Source organism: Embleya hyalina (assembly GCF_003967355.1).
GTDB lineage: Bacteria > Actinomycetota > Actinomycetes > Streptomycetales > Streptomycetaceae > Embleya > Embleya hyalina.
On the sequence record NZ_BIFH01000013.1, the window covers coordinates 404,037 to 420,963 of the forward strand.

At 70.9% G+C, this 16,927-nt stretch carries 16 protein-coding genes; 7 read left to right on the forward strand and 9 right to left on the reverse strand.

Annotated features, from left to right (window positions below; genetic code table 11):
- Nucleotides 1-54: 54 nt before the first annotated feature.
- The 3 genes from EMA17_RS01805 to EMA17_RS01815 all read left to right on the forward strand — a co-directional run bounded on the left by EMA17_RS01805 (nt 55) and on the right by EMA17_RS01815 (nt 2,251).
- Entirely contained in the window at nt 55-282 is a 228-nt protein-coding gene (locus EMA17_RS01805; protein ID WP_078982148.1) for a hypothetical protein, read from the forward strand.
- 27 nt (nt 283-309) lie between these two features.
- Entirely contained in the window at nt 310-804 is a 495-nt protein-coding gene (locus tag EMA17_RS01810; RefSeq protein ID WP_126635059.1) for a Clp protease N-terminal domain-containing protein, read from the forward strand.
- A gap of 148 nt (nt 805-952) precedes the next feature.
- Nucleotides 953-2,251: a ricin-type beta-trefoil lectin domain protein gene (locus EMA17_RS01815; RefSeq protein WP_246126384.1), complete on the forward strand. Its 1,299-nt coding sequence runs from the start codon at nt 953-955 to the stop codon at nt 2,249-2,251.
- Between the two features lie 93 nt (nt 2,252-2,344).
- Here EMA17_RS01815 and EMA17_RS01820 read toward each other — a convergent pair whose 3' ends face one another.
- Complete coding sequence (locus EMA17_RS01820) at nt 2,345-3,016, reverse strand: macro domain-containing protein (RefSeq protein ID WP_126635060.1); 672 nt, start codon at nt 3,014-3,016, stop codon at nt 2,345-2,347.
- 237 nt (nt 3,017-3,253) lie between these two features.
- Between EMA17_RS01820 and EMA17_RS01825 the strand changes: the two genes are divergently transcribed.
- Nucleotides 3,254-4,882 (forward strand): ADP-ribosyltransferase domain-containing protein, encoded by a 1,629-nt coding sequence (locus EMA17_RS01825; protein ID WP_126635061.1) that lies wholly within the window; start codon nt 3,254-3,256, stop codon nt 4,880-4,882.
- A 26-nt stretch (nt 4,883-4,908) separates the two neighbouring features.
- Here EMA17_RS01825 and EMA17_RS01830 read toward each other — a convergent pair whose 3' ends face one another.
- Entirely contained in the window at nt 4,909-7,986 is a 3,078-nt protein-coding gene (locus tag EMA17_RS01830) for a lantibiotic dehydratase (RefSeq protein ID WP_126635062.1), read from the reverse strand.
- 125 nt (nt 7,987-8,111) lie between these two features.
- Between EMA17_RS01830 and EMA17_RS51560 the strand changes: the two genes are divergently transcribed.
- The gene (locus EMA17_RS51560; RefSeq protein ID WP_160161314.1) at nt 8,112-8,495 is read left to right on the forward strand and encodes a VOC family protein; all 384 of its coding nucleotides are present in this window, start codon (nt 8,112-8,114) and stop codon (nt 8,493-8,495) included.
- A 157-nt stretch (nt 8,496-8,652) separates the two neighbouring features.
- Complete coding sequence (locus EMA17_RS01840) at nt 8,653-9,396, forward strand: GntR family transcriptional regulator (protein WP_126635063.1); 744 nt, start codon at nt 8,653-8,655, stop codon at nt 9,394-9,396.
- Here EMA17_RS01840 and EMA17_RS01845 read toward each other — a convergent pair.
- Both EMA17_RS01845 and EMA17_RS01850 read right to left on the reverse strand, forming a co-directional pair.
- Entirely contained in the window at nt 9,393-9,986 is a 594-nt protein-coding gene (locus EMA17_RS01845; protein WP_126635064.1) for a cysteine hydrolase family protein, read from the reverse strand. The genes EMA17_RS01840 and EMA17_RS01845 overlap by 4 nt on opposite strands.
- Nucleotides 9,987-10,045: 59 nt before the next feature.
- The gene (locus EMA17_RS01850) at nt 10,046-10,606 is read right to left on the reverse strand and encodes a TetR/AcrR family transcriptional regulator (protein ID WP_126635065.1); all 561 of its coding nucleotides are present in this window, start codon (nt 10,604-10,606) and stop codon (nt 10,046-10,048) included.
- A gap of 37 nt (nt 10,607-10,643) precedes the next feature.
- On the opposite strand from EMA17_RS01850, the gene EMA17_RS01855 reads away from it, so the two are divergent.
- Nucleotides 10,644-11,684 (forward strand): epoxide hydrolase family protein, encoded by a 1,041-nt coding sequence (locus EMA17_RS01855; protein WP_126635066.1) that lies wholly within the window; start codon nt 10,644-10,646, stop codon nt 11,682-11,684.
- Between the two features lie 64 nt (nt 11,685-11,748).
- Here the strand turns inward: EMA17_RS01855 and EMA17_RS01860 are convergent, their stop codons facing one another.
- From EMA17_RS01860 to EMA17_RS01880, 5 genes are all read right to left on the reverse strand, one after another.
- Nucleotides 11,749-12,231 carry a hypothetical protein gene (locus tag EMA17_RS01860; protein WP_126635067.1) on the reverse strand — a complete coding sequence of 161 codons (483 nt, stop codon included), beginning with the start codon at nt 12,229-12,231 and terminating at the stop codon, nt 11,749-11,751.
- A gap of 162 nt (nt 12,232-12,393) precedes the next feature.
- Nucleotides 12,394-13,113, reverse strand: a complete 720-nt coding sequence (locus EMA17_RS01865; RefSeq protein ID WP_126635068.1) for a hypothetical protein — start codon at nt 13,111-13,113, stop codon at nt 12,394-12,396.
- A gap of 128 nt (nt 13,114-13,241) precedes the next feature.
- Nucleotides 13,242-14,180 (reverse strand): Gfo/Idh/MocA family protein, encoded by a 939-nt coding sequence (locus EMA17_RS01870; protein ID WP_246126440.1) that lies wholly within the window; start codon nt 14,178-14,180, stop codon nt 13,242-13,244.
- Between the two features lie 5 nt (nt 14,181-14,185).
- Nucleotides 14,186-15,334 (reverse strand): polysaccharide pyruvyl transferase family protein, encoded by a 1,149-nt coding sequence (locus EMA17_RS01875; protein WP_126635070.1) that lies wholly within the window; start codon nt 15,332-15,334, stop codon nt 14,186-14,188.
- A gap of 14 nt (nt 15,335-15,348) precedes the next feature.
- The gene (locus EMA17_RS01880; protein WP_126635071.1) at nt 15,349-16,632 is read right to left on the reverse strand and encodes a nucleotide disphospho-sugar-binding domain-containing protein; all 1,284 of its coding nucleotides are present in this window, start codon (nt 16,630-16,632) and stop codon (nt 15,349-15,351) included.
- Between the last annotated feature and the right edge of the window lie 295 nt (nt 16,633-16,927).

The window sequence follows — 16,927 nt, forward strand, 5'->3', positions numbered from 1 at the left end:
GCACGCCATCAACTTTTGTTGACGGCCCGATCGCCCATCAACTAAAGTTGATGTGTGATCGACGCCAAGGACGTTCCCTCGCCCGAGCAACCCGAGGACGCGTTCGCGGCCGTGGTCGCACTGCGCGGCCTCGCCGCGGCGCTGGAGCGAGCGGCGGTGGACCACGCCCTCGCCCAGGGCTGGACCTGGAACCACATCGGTCAGGCGCTGGGCATGAGCGCCCAGGCCGCCCACAAACGACTGTCACCCTCCCGGCGAACACCACCACCCCAGGACCGGTGAGCCACCGGACCGGCAAGGAGATCCACCGTGGGCATCCGCACCGCGATACACGACATGGGCGCGATGAAGCGTCTCCTCACCGGCGCCGAGGAGCAGGCCCGCGTGCTCGGCGAGGAAACCCCGGGCCCCGAGCACCTGCTCCTGGCCGCCCTCACGCTCCCCGACGACTCCGCCCGGACGGCGCTGGCCGCATCCGGCGCCACCGTCGAGGACGTCCACCGCGCCCTGGCCGAATCCCATGCCGCCGCGCTGCGTTCGGTCGGCATCGACACCGACACGATCCCCGCCCCCACTCCCGCCCCCACCCCGCGCGGACCGTACCGCGCTTCCGGTACCGCGAACGAGGTATTCCGCCGCGCGACCGCCCTGGCCAGGGCCGACCGTCCCAGGAACCTGCGCACGGCCCACGTCCTGATCGCCGTGGCCGAACTCGAACACGGCACGGCCGCCCGCGTGTTGCGCACCCTCCACATCGACCCCCCGACCCTGATCCAAGCCGCCCACGCGACCATCCGCGCCTAGGGCCTTCGGTATCCCGATCGCGCGGGGGCGGGGTCGGGTTGCGCGGGTGTCGTGGGGGCGAAAATCGTTGCGACTCGTGACCTGTACGGTGTTTTTCGGCCGGTGCCGAAAGGTGCGTTCACGGCCTTGAACGAAGGGTTACGGGGATTTGAAAGTCACGGGGAAGCGCCGAATATCGTTGGTCGCCGCGTTCGCGGCGACCGCCGCGATCGTCGGTGGATTGCAACTTTCGGGCTCGGCGTTCGGCGACCAGGACGACCGGGACGCCTCGCCGGATCCGGTGCCGGTTCAGCAGCCGCTGGACGGGGTCGAGGCGCCCGACTCCGGCTGGTCGGATGTCGACGGCACCACGTTCGTCAAGGGACGGATGACGATTCCGGCCCTGGCTCCCGCCGGGCAGCGTACGGCCGTCTCCGCCGCCGCGGCGGCGCCGTCCGGTCCCGGGTGGAAGTCGGCCGGCGCGACGAAACTGCTGTCGACCGGCTACACGATCAAGTTCTACGATCAGAAGTCGGTCGACTGGCTGGCGCCGTACGTCAAACGCTCCGCGGCCGAGATCCAGCGCGAGACGGCGCTGCCGATCAAGGTCGACACCAAGCCGGTCGGTCACGACTACGCCCGCCCCAAGGGCGAGATCGTGATCGGCGCGTTCCTGAACCCGTGTGTGCGAACCACCGACGGCAGTCCGTGGAAGGTCGTCATGGACGGGTCCGGGACGCCGGGGTGGAGTTGCGGGTTCCACTCGCGCAGCATCCCGGACACGGTGACCAGCGGGCACGCGTACATCAACACGTCCTTCTTCACCGCCGACGGCAAGCCCACCGCGCGCTTCGGCGAGGTCGGCATGCGCAACCACGTCAGCCACGAACTGGGTCACACCCTGGGTCTGGCGCACGCCGACGACGCGCCCGGTAAGTGCGTCACCGGGACCGACTCGGGTGAGAACCCGGTCATGTGCACACTCCTGAACGCCTACCCGGACTCCCGAGCGGGCCAGTACGTGCAGCAGTTCGACGTACAGGGGCTGCGCACGCTGGCCGCCGGGGCCGGTGCGCCGGTGCCTGCGCAGGGCAGGATCACCGGGATCGCCGGCAAGTGCCTGGACGTCAAGGGCGGCAAGCCGGCCAACGGCACCCAGATCCAGATCTACACCTGCAACACCGGCCCGGGTCAGTCCTGGATCCGGTACCCGGACGGCACACTGCGCTCGATGGGCAAGTGCCTGGACGACGCGCGCAACGCGTCCGCCGACGGCACCAAGATCTCGCTGTACGACTGCAACGGCAGCGCCGCGCAGAAGTGGCGGATCGACGCCAACGGCCGCATCGTGCACGTGGCGAGCGGCAAGGTCCTGGACGTGAAGGGCGGAAGCACCGCCAACAGCACGGTGGTGCAGCTCCATTCCGCCAACGCGGGCAAGGGGCAACTCTGGAACGTGCCCAAGTAGTCGGGCGGCGTTTCGACAACGAGGCGGCCCGGGTCGGATCCACCGACCCGGGCCGTCGCGCGTCCGGCCCCCGCGGGCCGGGGACTTCGTCGGTCAGCGACCGGGCGCCGGGCGCTTCGGCGGACGGATGCGCACGCGTCGCTCGGCCGGGGCGGCCTCGATGTCGTCGAGTTGCGCGACGATCGTGCGCCGCAGGTCGTCGTAGTCCTCGAAGCGGTGGTCGTTGAACAGGGTGTAGCCCGTCCACATCAGGTTGGCGCACACCCGTGCCGGCACCCGGCCGGTTCGCGCGCCCATGCCGACCAGTGCCACCGACGTGATGCTCCCCGGCGCCTGTTCGTTCTGCCGGTGGATCGCCTGGAACGCGGCCGCACACGCCAGCGCCACGTTGAGCGTCTCACCGACGTTCTCCGACGAGGTCTCCATCGTCGGGGTCGAGATCAGGAACCTCGGGTCGACCGCGCCCGACGGCACACACACCGCGCCGCCGACCGGGAGCCGTCCCGCGAACCGGTCCCGAATCGCCCGCTGTACGCGCAGTTGGATGCCCGCCCCGAGGTGGCGCTTGATCGCCGCGTCGACCCCGCCGTCCATCCGCCCGCGCGAATTGGTCGGGGCGACCCAGGCGTCGACCTTCTCGTCGAGGATCGAGCCTTTGCGAATCGCGACCCCGGGGGTGTCGGCAAAGGCCGCGCGCCATGCCTGCACCACATCCGCGTTGAGGTCCGTCAGCACCACTTCCAGCGGCGATTGCGCGCGATTCATCGGCATGACTGAAACTCCGATCGACGAAGATATTGCCCCGTGTTCTCCACTGGACACGAACGTTACCGGGGCGCACCGACACCGTGAATGTCGGAGATCGAGGGTCGGTTGTCGGTACGACTGCATAGCCTCTCGGCATGCTTATCACCGGCGGGTGCCGGGCTTTCGCGTGAAAGTCGCCCGGTTCGCCGATCCTGCCCATTTCCGTACGGTTCGACAAATCGGAGCCCGTCCATCATGAGCGACGCCAACGTCACCGCGAACGACCCCGCGACGCCCGACGCGAACGACCCGCTGGCCCTCGCCGCCCTGTTCGAGGGCGGCGGCGAACCGTGGCTCCCGCTGCTGAAGCCGGTCATCGAGGCGCAGTCGGAGGCGGCCGCGTTCATCGGCGCGGGACGCGGCCCCGAGGTCGTCCCCGTCCGCGAACTGACCTTCCAGGCGCTCAAGCCCAATCCGCCGCACAAGTGGAAGGTCGTCGTCTTCGGCCAGAATCCCTACCCGCGACCGGAGAGCGCCACCGGTATCGCGATGTTCGACAACACCTTCCACGACTGGAAGGACAGCCAGTTCGGCAGGGTGGTCAGTATCCGCTGCATCATCAAGGCGGCGGCGATGTGGAAATACGGGATTCCGAAGAAAACACCCATCGCCGATATACGCACCCTCTTGGCGAAGCAGGACGCCGTACAGCCGCCGGAATGGTTCCAGGCGATGCTCACGCAGGGCGTACTGCTGTTGAACGCGGCACTCACCGCCAACAGCGACGGGGCGAAGGGGCCCGACCGGCACACCGCGTTCTGGCGTCCGGTGATCGAGCGGATCGTGGAGGGAATCCTCGAAGCCAAGCAGAACGCCGACGAGGAGGACCGCAGTGTCGTCTTCGCGTGGTGGGGGGCTCACGCGCGCAACCTGAAGAAGGTCGTGCAGCGGCTCGAGAAGAAGTATCCCGCCGTCGAGGTCCGGCACATCGACCACGCCAATCCGGCGGCGCAGGGCGACATCTTCTGCGACAACGACCACTTCGCCATGGTGAACGACGCGCTCGCGTCGCTGGGCGCGCCCGCGATCGACTGGCTGCCGAGCCAGGGGTGGAACAACCCCTCCGTCGGTGCCGGCGGGGCGAACGCCGGCACCGCCGAACGGATGGGCGCGTTCATCGCGTCCACCATGGAGTTGCACCAGCTCTACCTCGAACGACTCGCCGGCGTCAAGGACGAGGGGCTTGAACTCCCGCCGATCACCGGCGTGTTCGACACCGCGCTGATGGACTTCCGGGATGCCGTCACCCCGGTCGCCGAACTGCTGTCCGGCCTGGACCGACACGTCGAGCGCTCGCACGAGTTCGGCAGGAAGCGGGCGGACGAGACGGACGGCGGCCTGTCCGCCGACGCGATCGCGGCCCTGTACCTCTACACCTGCGAGTCCACGTTCTACCGGGAGATCAACGCCATCCTGCGCGCCCCGGACCGGGCCGGGGTCGTCCCCTACCTCCCGTATCTGCGGCTGCTGTTCGCGGCGGTGTCGCACCTTCCCGCCCGTACCGAGCCGCTGTGGCGCGGAGTGCCGATGGACCTGCGCGCGCAGTACCCGCTCGGCCGGACCGTGACGTGGTGGGGCGTGTCCTCGTGCACCTCGGAGGTGGGCGTGGCCCGGGCGTTCCTCGGCAGCCGAGGCAAGCGCACCCTCTTCGAGGTGACTCCGGCCCGGGCCGTGGGCATCCGCCGCTTCTCCGCGTTCACCGGCGAGGAGGAGTTCATCCTCCTGCCGGGCACGCAGCTCCGCGTGACGAGCGTCAAGGCCGAGCGCGGCGGTCTGTGCACGGTACATCTGACCGAACTCGAGGAGCGGACCCTCGTGTCGTGAGCCGGCGCCGGTAGCGGCCCGGGAGGTCACGCCCGGTCGGCCCGCGGGGCGACCGGGCGGGCCCGGAAGGCCAGAGCGGCCCGGCGGGCGAGGCGTCGGCAGGTTCGTTCCCCGGTCGGGTCGATGCCCAGGGCGCGGTTGTGGTGCAGGCGCAGGAGCGCGTCCAGGATGCCGTCGACGTCGGCCTCGGCGGGCAGCGACTCGCGGTAGCCGGCCAGGGCGTGCGCGCGGGCCGCCCGGGCCGCGGTCAACTCCGCCGGCAGGCCCGCCGGATCGACGCCGTCGACGGTGATCCGGGCCGCGACGGTGTCCGCGATCGCCCGCTCCACCCCCGGCGCCGCGGCGATCGGTCGTGCGGCCAGACGCCGCATGCCCTCGCCGGGGTCGCCGTGGAACGCGCACGCGATGTCCACCATCGACAACGCGGCCCACGCGACGGGCGCGAGGTCGATCGTGGCCGCGTGCACCAGCCATGCGGCCACCGCGCGCGAGTCGGCGGCGAAGACCCGCTCGGCCGCCGCCATGGCCGCTCCGGCGCCGTAGCGGCCGACTTCGGGCCGGTAGGTGTCCAGCACGAGATGGGACACGACCCGCCCGGCACACAACTCCCGGGTCCATCGTTCGACGGCCGCCATCACGGCGGCTCGGTCGTGCGGGTCCGGGGTGTGGAGGTACAGCCGGAGATGGTCGCGCTCGTGGCCGCCGCGGTGGCGCACGAACCACCGGGCACGGTCCCGATCCAGGGTGGCCGCGAGTTCGGGCAGGCGGTGGGCGATGATCTCGTCGAAGCGCTCGGGGTGCGTGTGGATCCTCGCGTACACCCACTCCGCGCTCGCCGATCCGGGCGCCGCGCCGCACACCGGGCCGGCCGCGAGGTCCGGCGGGCCGAGCAGCGGCGAGGGCGCGGGCGGCCGACGGGCGACCAGGGGGAGGGCGATCTCGTGGACATGGCCGCCGATCCACCCGAACTCGGCGGCGGGCGCGGCCTCGTGCACGACCGCGTGTCCGCGCCCGGCCAGGTGGACGCGCAACAGTTCGGCGTGCGCGGGCTCGTCCAGGGACAGCCGCAGGGTGCGGTCGGCGGCGTCGCGCAACTCGACGGTGTCCGGGCACTTCCAGCGGGTGCGCCAGGCGTCCAGGGCGAGTCGCCACGAGTTTCCGTCGACGCTCGCGGCCGGCAGGTCGTCCTCGGCCACCCGCCATCGTGCCGGGGAGAGCACCGAACGTCCGTGACGCACCCTCGGCAACCAGGGCAGCAGTCGCGCCCGAGGTCCCCAGTCGAACTCGTACCATTGGGCCCCCAACGCCCGCGGCAACCGGGCGAGGAAGCGGGCGAGCGGGGACACCTGCCGGTGCAGGGCGAGGGCGTGGAACACCTGGGGCTCCACGACGACATGCCGTGATCGATCGACCAGGTGCAGGCCGGTCGAGGTGGCCGACACGGCGAGGTCCCGGACATCCACCGCGATGTGCCGGTCGTCGGATCCGCGGTGTTCGCCCAGGGACAGGACGTGGGGCAGATACCGCGGGACACGCCCGACGTTCTGCGCGTGGGCGTACACCGGCGGTGTGCTCAACTGCACCCGCAACGCGCCCTCGGTCGCGGGCGGCAGCGTCCGGTACACGTCTTCCAGGCCCGAACCGCCCACCGTCGGGGTGAAGCGCGAGGTGAGCGTCCCGGCCGCGCCCGCCGGCGCCACCACGAGGGTGAACTCCCCACGATCCAACGCCCGGGCGCTGCGGGCGTGTACGCGCGCGGACAGTTCGAGGTGCGGAGGTATTCGCCGTTCGTCGAAGCCCGTGCCGTCGGCGAGGGTACGAACGTCCGAGTCGGTCAACACGACCTCGCCGACGCCGACACCGTCCGCCATGGCCCGCCACGCCATCGCGAGCAGACGGTCGTCGCGCGGCGTCGCCGTCTCGACCGGCGCGACCTCGGTGGCGGTGGGGTAGCCGGCGGGATAGCCGAGCCCGGTGTCCGGGCAGACGACGTCGGCCAGGGGCACCGCGGCCCCCACGCCGTAGCGGTCGAGGAACGCGGCGTGGTACGCCCGCCACGCGGACTCGCCCGCGGGCCGACGCGTCGTACGCAACAACGCGCTCGCGGCCCGCTCCATCTCCCACGCCACCGCATGGGGAACGTCGACCCGGCAGTCGAGCCGCGTGTCCACGCCGAGCACGGTACGGCCCGCATCGGAAAGCGTCCGCATCCGGGTGCCCAGATCGGCGCGCAGCACGGCACGGTCGGCGAGCGACGCCTCGTTGTGTCGACGCACATCCTCGGCCACCAGGCGCAGCCCGGCCACCAGCGGGGCGACCGCGGGCACCTCCTCCGCGCGCACCCGCCCGAGTTCGTCCACGAGCCGCGCGAGCGGGTCGGTGACGGTCATCGGCGCGCGCAACGAGCTGATCAGGAAGCCGCGCCGCACGAGGCCGGCCGACAGGGCTTCGATCCGGGCGCGGTCGACCCGGGGAAACGCCGCGGCCATGGTATCGACGAGGGTGCCGAAGCGCACCGGTGACGCCGCCGCCTCCCGCGCCGCGAGCACGGCCCGCGTACGGCGCACACTCACCCGGAGCGGGCCGTTCGCCCGCTCCAACCGGTCGCCCCGCTCGGTGACCGGACGGCCGAACACCACGTCCACGCGGGCCAACAGCTCCGGGCACGCCTCCAGTCGCTCGACGATGTCGGCGAGCCATTCGGTGTCGACCCGGGCCAGTGGTCGATGCTCCGTCCCCCAGTCGACCCGGGTGCGCGAACCCACGGTCGTCGGCGCGACGCCGGCGAACAGGCCGAACGGCGTGGGGCGTCCCGCGCCGCGCAGCACGTAGCGGACCACGGAGGCGGTCGCCCGGCGCACCCGTTTCGGGTCGCCGTCGTCGGCGCCGGCGATCAGCGTCTCGACCCGGCGCGCGAGCGTCGGGCCGGCCGCGGTGATGCCGGCGGCGAGGCCGGGCCGCGCCCACGTCCGGCGCAACCACGCGACGCAGTCGGGTACTTCGTCGAGGTCGGGCCACCGCGTGGGGATCTCGCCCAGCGGTGTCAGGGCGGCCCGGAGCAGGGCGACCCCGGTGCTGCGGTAGAGCTGCGTCCCGTCCGACACACGATCCTCCGGTCGTTCGATCCGCCGCGTCGCGCACACTCCGACCCGGCAGGTGAGCCGAAACACCACTGATCGGTTACTGCCTACCCGGGAGTTCGGCGCGAGGATGGGGAAGAATCATGCCCATGGTCTCGGTATTGCAGAATGTGGCGATCGACTGTGCGGATGCCTACGGATTGGCTCGGTTCTGGAGCGGGGTGACGGGACGTCCGCTGCACCCGGAGGACAAACCGGGCGCGCGGGAGACCGAGGTGCAACTCGCGGACGGCCCGGTGTTGTTCTTCAACCAGGTGCCCGAGGCCAAGACGGTCAAGAACCGGGTCCATCTGTGTCTGCGCCCCGAGACCTCGCGGGACGAGGAGGTGGAGCGACTGCTCGGTCTGGGGGCCACGCTGTTCGCCGACCACCGGAATCCGGACGGCTCGGGCTGGGTGATCCTCGCCGATCCCGAGGGCAACGAATTCTGTGTCCTGCGCAGTGCGGCCGAACGAGCCGCGATGGATACCTGACGAATCCGCCGGTGCATTGCTCGGTCGGAATACGGGATTTCTTTATCCATATGCCGGAGGTCTCGCAAAGGGACAAAACTGCCGTATCAATTCGGTGCGGTGGTACGCTGGCGCGGTGCGTAAAGATGCTCGTGAAGACGATTCGGTGATCACGGGAATGCCGCATATCCCCGCATTGTTGTTGGTCGGCGCGGAAGAGGCCGGCCTCGATCGCACGAACCAGGCCTACCGGGCGATCAGACGCCAGCTCATCGACCTGACGCTGTCGCCCGGCAGCAGCTTCACCGAGACCTCGCTCGCGCGGCAGTGGGACATCAGCAAGACGCCGGTGCGCGAGGCGCTGGCTCGACTGCGGCGCGACGGGCTCGTGGCCGCCCTGCCCCGCGCGGGTTACGTCGTCAGGCCGATCACCCTCCAGGACACCGACGACCTGTGCGCATTGCGCACGCTGTTGTCCGGCGAAGCCGCGTCCGCGGCGGCGCGCCGAGGTCTCGACGGGCCCGCGCTGGAGCGGCTCGAAGTGTTGTCCCGGGTGCATTTCGCGCTGGCGGCGGGCGAGTTGGGGCAGGAGGAGGCGCTGCGGGCCTCGATCGAATTCGAGGCCGTCATCGCCAACTCCGGCGGCAACAACCGTCTGGCGAAGGCGATCGTCGACGTACTCGACGAACTGGAACGGGTCCTGCGGATGGCCGCGCTGATCTCCCCCGACGTCGCGAGCCCGCCCGGAGAACTGGCGGCCGTCTTCGAACGGCTGCGCGCTCGGGACGTGGCCGGCACCCACGAGGCGATGCGCACCCGCTGCGAGCGCGTACATCGCGACGTGCTCCGGGTCCTGGCCCGAAGCGCCTCCGTCAACAAGGCACCCATCGAAATGCCGACATCACCGCTGCCGCCGGGCTAGGACTCGACGACGTGCTCCGGGCGGTGACGGGGCGCTCGGGGCGGTTCCGGGTGCCAGGCGGCGCAGGGCATCACCGCGAAGCCGCGGCTGGGGAAGACGGCGTCCATGAAGAAGTCGTGGATGGCCGGATCGCCGTCGGCGCAGCCGTCGCGCAGCACGGTCACCCGGTATCCGCGATCGGCCGCGTCGTAGGCGGTGGCGGCGACCATGGCGCCGGTGGCCACGCCGCCGATCGCGATCGTGTCGACGCCGCGCGCCCGGAGTACGAGGTCGAGGTCCGTGCCGGCGAACGCGCTCGTGCGGCGCTTGAGCACGACGACGTCCTCGTCGGCGATCGGCAGGGTGATCTCGGTGCCGGCGGTGCCCTCGTGGAAGGTGTCCCCGGCCTCGTAGAAGGTCCGGTACAGCGCGTTGTCGGGGAGGAGATCGGCCCCGTTGCCGCGGAACGCGAAGTGCACGAACACCACGAGAGCACCGGCGGAACGGGCCCGCGGCAGCAACTCGGTGAGCTGGGGCAGGACTTGCCTGGCGAAGGGGTAGCTGCCGGTGATGCCCTGCTGGAGGTCACCGATGATCAGTGCGGTGGTCACGACAAACTCCCGTCCGAAGTGGGATCACAATAGTCGATTCTTGAGATATCAACAAGATCTCAACCGTCGGCGAGGCGCTGGATGGTGGTGGCCAGCCAGGCGCGCAGGGCGGCCGGGTCGCCGAGTTCGGAGCGCAGGACACGCCGGCGGGCGGAGACGCCGAGGACGAAGGCGTCGATGGCCGCGGCTCGGCTGTGCGCCTCCGCGTCGGGCAGGCCGGTGTCGCGCAGGTAGCGGTGCAGGGGTTCCAGGGAGTTCCTGTCGAGGAAGGCGGCCAACGCCTCCGCCGCCTCCGGGCGTTCGCCGGACGCGCGATGCAGGACCAGTAGCGGATCCTCCCCGGATGTACCGAACCAGCGTCGCACGATGCTTGCCGCGAGGCGTGAACCGAGCGTGGAGCGGTCGCCGTCGACGGAGTTCCCGACCGGCAGTTCGACTCGGGTCGCCGCCAGGAAGAGACCGTCCTTGCCGCCGAAATAGCGGGTGATGAGGTTGGGCGACACGCCGGCGGCGTCGGCCACACCCTTGACCGTGACCGCCGTGTACCCGTGCCGGGCGAACTGACGTTGTGCGTGTTCCAGGATTCGGCGCCTGGTCGCGGTCGCGTCACGAGAGATCATGTGTATGAGCATATACATCGTGTGTATGCTCGTACACATGATGGACGAACTGCGAGAGCGAATCCGGCGGACACGACGCGTGGCGACCCCGTGGAACGACGACGCCACGCGCGGCCTCGGCGGCACCCGCCTCGACGAACTGCTCGAACGCTGGGCGAACGGATACGACTGGGACGCGCACGAGCGCCGGATCGCCGAACTCCCGTGGGTGACCGTCCGGACGGGCGACACCGACCTGCGGCTGATCCACCAGCGGTCCGCGCGTCCCGGCGCTCCGGTGGTCGTGTTGCTGCACGGCTGGCCGGACTCGGTGTTGCGGTTCGAGCGGGTCCTGCCGCTGCTCGCGGACATGCACGTGGTGGTTCCCGCGCTGCCGGGCTTCCCGTTCGCGGCACCGCTCACCACGCCCGGCATGTCGGCCGACGTGATCGCCCGGATCCTCGCGGACGCGCTCGACGCCCTCGGCCACCCCCGCTACACCGTGTCCGGCGGCGACGTGGGCGGCACCATCGCGGAACTCCTCGCGGCCGAACACCCGGACCGGGTGGCCGCGTTGCACCTCACGAACATCGCCCCGCAGCACGCGCTCACCGCCGACCCGGCGAAGCTCGCGCCCGACGCGGTCGACTACCTCCGCCGGACCGCACAGTGGTTTCGGACCGAAGGCGGGTACATCGCCGAGCAGTCCACGCGGCCGAACACACTGGCCGCGGCCCTGGGCGACTCGCCCGCCGGCCTCGCCGCGTGGATCGTCGAGAAACTGGAATCCTGGTCCGACGAGGCGGCGTTCACCCCGGACGAGCTGCTCACCTGGGTCACCGCCTACTGGGCCACGGGCACGATCGGCACCTCTTTCGCCACCTATGCCGAACCGGTCGTCCTTCCCGGCCGCATCGACACGCCGACCGTGCTCTCCGTGTTCGCGCACGACCTCAAACCGGAACCCCGAAGCTACGCCGAGGCGTTCCTCGACATCCGCGAATACGTGGAGCACCACGCCGGCGGCCACTTCGCGGCCTGGGAGCGGCCCGAAGCGTACGTCGGCGACCTGCGGCGGGCGGTCGACCTCGCCCGCTGAGGGCGCCCGGCGCCCGTCCCCCGCACACCTGGCGCGGTGTGCGGGGGACGGGCGTGCCGCGGATCTAGACCGGGCGGCAGGGGCCGTACGTCTGTTCCTTGATGTGGGCCGTGTAGTCGTTGCCGACCTTCACGTACATCGGCCCCTGGGGACTCGCCGAGAAGTACGAGGTCCACTCCTTGCCCCAGGGGAGGAAGCTCTCGAAGAAGACCTTGTAGCACCAGTTGGTGTCCACGCGGAATGTGTCCCAGTCCTCGTCCTGCGGTGTGCGCTCACCGGCGGCGAGCGTCCGCCACTCCTGGGGTTCGTCGGCCGAGGAACAGGTCGGCTGCGTGCTCGTGTAGTCCCCGGTACTCCCCGCCTCGCAATAGTTGCGCGCCACGGTCGCGGGGAGATTCGACTGATTCATCGTCTCCGAGCAGATCAGGGTGCATCCCCCGGCATACGCCGGGGTCGGGACGGCGACGATCGCCGCGGCGCCCAGTACCGCCACCACCGCGAGCGAACGTACTCCACGGGTCACGGCCGTCGAACCGCCGTAGGTCATGGGAATCCTCCTCGTCATCGCTTCGATCCGAGCCCGGTCACCACCAGACTCCGGGTGGGGAGGCGGACGGAACAAGGGCCGTTCCACGCCGAAATCGGCCATGGAAGGCACATGCAAGCCCCCGGGTTCCCCACGGTCTCCCCAAGCGCGCGTGTGTTCGGGTCAGGGACGGGAGTTCGTGTTCGGTGTCGCCGGTGACCTGCCGTCCAGGACCGGGCGCTGTGGCAGTGACGCGCGCGGCACCTCGAAGCGGGCCAGCCGGACGTACGGGGCGAGGCATTCCGGCGGGGGGCTGCGATCGGGGAGGCGTACGTCGAGCCGGAGCCGGTTCCCGGTCGCGAACAGCCGGGCGCCCTCGGGGTCGAGGCAGCCCGCGTCGACGGTCGCGGTCACCACGACGTTGCGGGCGAAGTCCGTCGCGGGGGTGGGCTCGGCCGGGCGCTTGTTCGGGCTGCCGGCGAATACGCCCGCGAGGACGTCCGCGTCCTGTGCCGCCGATTCGGCGACGGCGAACACCTTGGGCAGGCCGCGTGCCTCGGCGAAGGAGATGGTGCGCGTGTCGACGCGCCCGCCGGCGGGGACGGCGGGGGTTCGGGTGCCCGTGGGTTCGGCACCCGGTGGCGTGGTGCCCGGAAGGATCGCCGTTTCGGCGGGGGACACGGCAGGGGTGGCGGCGGGCGAGCCCGCGGGGGCGGTGCCCGATGCGCCGACCGGTGTGTCGGACACCGAGCGGATCGGCTCTCCCACCGTATGCTTTTCCTCGCCGTCGTCCGCGAACAGGAACCACAGGGCGATTCCGACGCAGGCGACGGCGATCAGTCCGGCGGCGACGACGAGGATCGTCCGGGTGGTGGCGGGTGGTCGTGCATTCGACTCGGCCATGGTGATGTGACGTCGGCGCCCGAGGGACGGTTCCCCGCGGCGACAAGTCGCAGGGCTTCCTTCCGGTTCGGCGCCGGGCGTGGCGAACCCGGACCTCGGTGCGACCGGTAACTCCGCGACGTACGCGATCAGTCGCCGTTCGCGGCCCGGATCAGGCGGTCGAGCGTGCGAGCGTCGCCGAGCAGCGGCGCGTCGAATTCCCGGGAGCCGGAATACGCGGCATCGACCACCCGGTCCAGGAAGAGCCTCATGCTGTCGGCAGGGGGGATTCGGTGCACACGTTCCTCGCCGTCCCTTCGGATCGTCACGGTGGTTTCCTGCTCCGGTGGCATGGAGAACGGGCGCTCGACGTCGACGACCTCGTGTCGGCCCAGCAGTTGTAGCGCATTGCGGTACGTGTTGGTGAAGCCGAAGTGGCCGACGACGGTTCTTCCTTCGGCGTAGCGGAGCAGTGCGCTGTACGAGAGGTCGAGGCCGTCCGCCGTGCGGTCGGCCACCATGACACCGACCTCCTCCGGCTCCAGACCCCACAACACCCGCCCCAGCGACGCGAGATAGGGCCCGGTGTCGAGCAGCGCGCCGCCGCCGCGCCCCCGATCATGGCGGAAGTCCGCCGCCGGCACGGGCGGGGTGAAGACGGCCACCGCCTTGGTGGCATCGGCCGCCGACTCCCGGACGACGGGGAACATCGGGTGGAACGAATAGCACGTCGCCTCGGCGAGCACCAGGGACGACGATCTCGCCAGTTCCACCATCTCGGCCGCCACCCGCAGGCTCGACAGAGCCGGTTTGTCGACCACGACATGCCACCCCTGCCCCAGTGCCTCCCGGACCGCGAGGGCGTGTTCGCTGTTGACCAGCGACACATACGCCAGGCCCGGTGCGCGCGACCTCAACGCGCCGCGCCAGTCGCCGTGGAGCCGGCCCGGCTTCGGGATCCCGGCCACGTCGTCCGGCGTGGCGTGGCGGCTGGCGATGTCGACGGTGGTGATCTCGGGCATCGACGCGGCGGCGGGCAACACCCGACGCCGGGCGAACCTCGACAGTCCGATCAGCAGCAGTTCCATGGCTCTCACGCGGAACCACGGCCGTAGATCCGCTCGGCCACGGCCAGTTTGGCGGTGCGCAGTTCGGTCAACCGCTCGGCGCGGTACCCGCCGGTGGTGGGGCGTTCGGGAATCTCCGGCGGTCGAAGCAGCCGCCAGGCGGAGCCGGAGTCGATCAGCGAACGATGTTTGACGTCGTAGTAGTCGTCCCGTACCACCAGGGCCACGCCGTGCGCGCCGGCCGCGCCGGCCACCACGTGCGGATGGAAGCGGGTGCTGATCCAGCACTGGCCGGCGCGTGCGGGCAGGCCGCGGGCCAGGACGTCGCCGAGCGAGTATCGGCGGGCACCGGGCAGCAGTGTCCCGGCGATGGCCAGTACGTCCCGATCCTTGTCGGGAGAGCACTCCAGCAGGCCCACGTCGGTCACCCGCCAGGCGCGCAGCACCTCGGCCACGAAGCGGACCGTCGCCTCGGCCGCGCCCTCGTTCTCGGCCAACAGCGACTGCACGCTCACCATGACCTCCGGCACCTCCTCGTCCGCGCGCAGCAGGTGCGGGCCGAATCCGAGGAACACGTCGTCGCAGTGGTCGGCGGAGGCGGCGAGTCCGACGAACTCCGCCGAGGCCGCGTCCCGTACGTCGACCACGTCGAAGTCCCCGATCAGCGACCGGGTCAGCCCGGAGGCGTCGGCGGGCGGCCACAACCCCTGCCCGGACATCGCCGTCCTGGCGCGGCCCGTCTCGGCGGCGGCGGTGATGCCCGCCAACAGGCCCGCGAAGACCGGCCAGATGCCGTTGAGGAAGCCGCCGCCGACCAGGTGCACCACCGCCGCGCCGCGCAGTACCGCGATCCCGTCGGCCAGTTCGGGCACGGAGATCGGGTCGCGCACCGCGCCCGCCACCCCCGCGCAGGTCACCGCCGGGTCGTCGCCGGGCCAGTGGCGCAGGCACAACCGCCACAGCACGCTGGTGAAACGGGCGCGCGGATGCACGTCGCCCATGTGCCCCACGGCCACCTCGGGATAGAGGCAGTCCACGACGACGTCCACCTCGGGAGCCACCCGGGCCAGATGCCGCAGCCAGGTGCCGGCGATGAGTTCGTCGCCGTAGTTGGGAATTCCCGCCGGACAGACGAGGTAGTACGGGCGGTGCTCGCCGTCGCTCGTGACATGCATGAAGGGCCGATTCCTCAGGCGCGATGGAGTGCGGTCAGTTGCTCCAGTCGGGATACGCAGTCCGTCGGCGCGGGGTCGGACATCGTGTCGACGTACAGGCGGTGGGCGCCGGTTCCGAAGTCCGGATCGTCCAGCACACGAACCAGCGCCTTGCACACGCTCGCTCCGTCCAGTCCCGCCGGATCCAGCGCGAGTCCCGCCCCGTAGCCGATCACCTGGCGCGCGGTGACCATCTCGTCCCACATCGGCTGCGGAACGATCACCTGCGGCACGCGGAAGCCGGCGGCCGCGGAGAAGGTCCCGCGGCCACCGTTGTGCACGATCGCCGAACAACTCGGCAGGAGCAGGCCGAACGGTACGTATCCGATGGGCCGCACATTGTCCGGAAGCCGGCCCAGAGCGGACATGCGCTCGGCCGTCATCGTGGTCAGCAGATCCGCGTCCAGTTCCGCCGCCGCGTCGAGGAAGTCCCGCAGCGGGAACGTCAGCGTGCGCCGGTGGATCTCCTCCCTGGTCGTCCCGAGCGTGAGCACGACCCTGGGCCGTGACGGCTTCTCCCGCAGCCACGGAAGGAGTTCGGCCGCTCCGCCGAAGGGGATCCGCCGCATCGGCACGGTCGTGCCGTGCGAGCGGTACGGGTGGGGTCGGCACAGATCGACGGACCACTGGCCGAGCAGGGTCTCCTCGGTGAAGTCCAGGCCGTACGGATCGAGCAGCGGCCGCAACCACTCGGCGCACGGATCCTCGACGTCCTCCGCCGAGGCGGCGCGTCGGTCGTCCAGGTCCGCGCGGATCCGGTCCCGGAGCATGCCGATCGTGTCCATGCCCCAGACGATCCGGGCATGCGCGGCGCCGCAGAGCCGGGCGGCCACCGGAGCGGGGAACACGAGGGCGTCCCAGAGCAGGAGATCCGGCCGCCAGGAGTCGGTGAACGCGACGAGATGCCGCAACAGGTCGCCCTGTCGGCCCACTTCGGAATCCGGCGCGTACACCTGCCGGTACATGAAGCGCACGGCCTCGCGGAAACCGCGCCAATGACTCTCGTCCCGGTCGTCCGGGTCCATCGCCAGGAAGTCGGACCGGTTGTGCTCGCCCGGGCGCACCGGGGACACGTCGCCCGGGCCGCCCAGGGGTACGGCGTTCAGGCCGGCCGCCTCGAGGTATCGCGTCGAGTCCCGCTCCGGGCCCCAGTCGCCGGTCGTCACCACCTCGTGCCCGGCGCTCTGCAGGGCCCACGCGAGCGGAATCACCGTATTCAGATGCGCTTTCACGGGCAGAGTCGCGAACACGACGCGCATGCGGATCTCCGTTGTGTGAGCCGGCCGTCCCTCGAACCGGAGCCCAGCCTCACGGGGTTCGTCGGTGAATGCACGCTTCGTTGGGCCGAACGAGTTCAAATCCACGCCCCGAGTACTCCATATGGGTTACGCGCTCGTCGTCCGCAACCCGGCACCCCGCGCGGCCGGCAAGGATGGTGCCGATCACACCAGTTGCCGTCGGCAGCCCGGCGATGATCCGACGGTTGTGGCGGGTTGCCCCGCGCATGGACCGTACGCGCGTACCACCGACGGGAGTTGTCCCGAGATGCGGAGG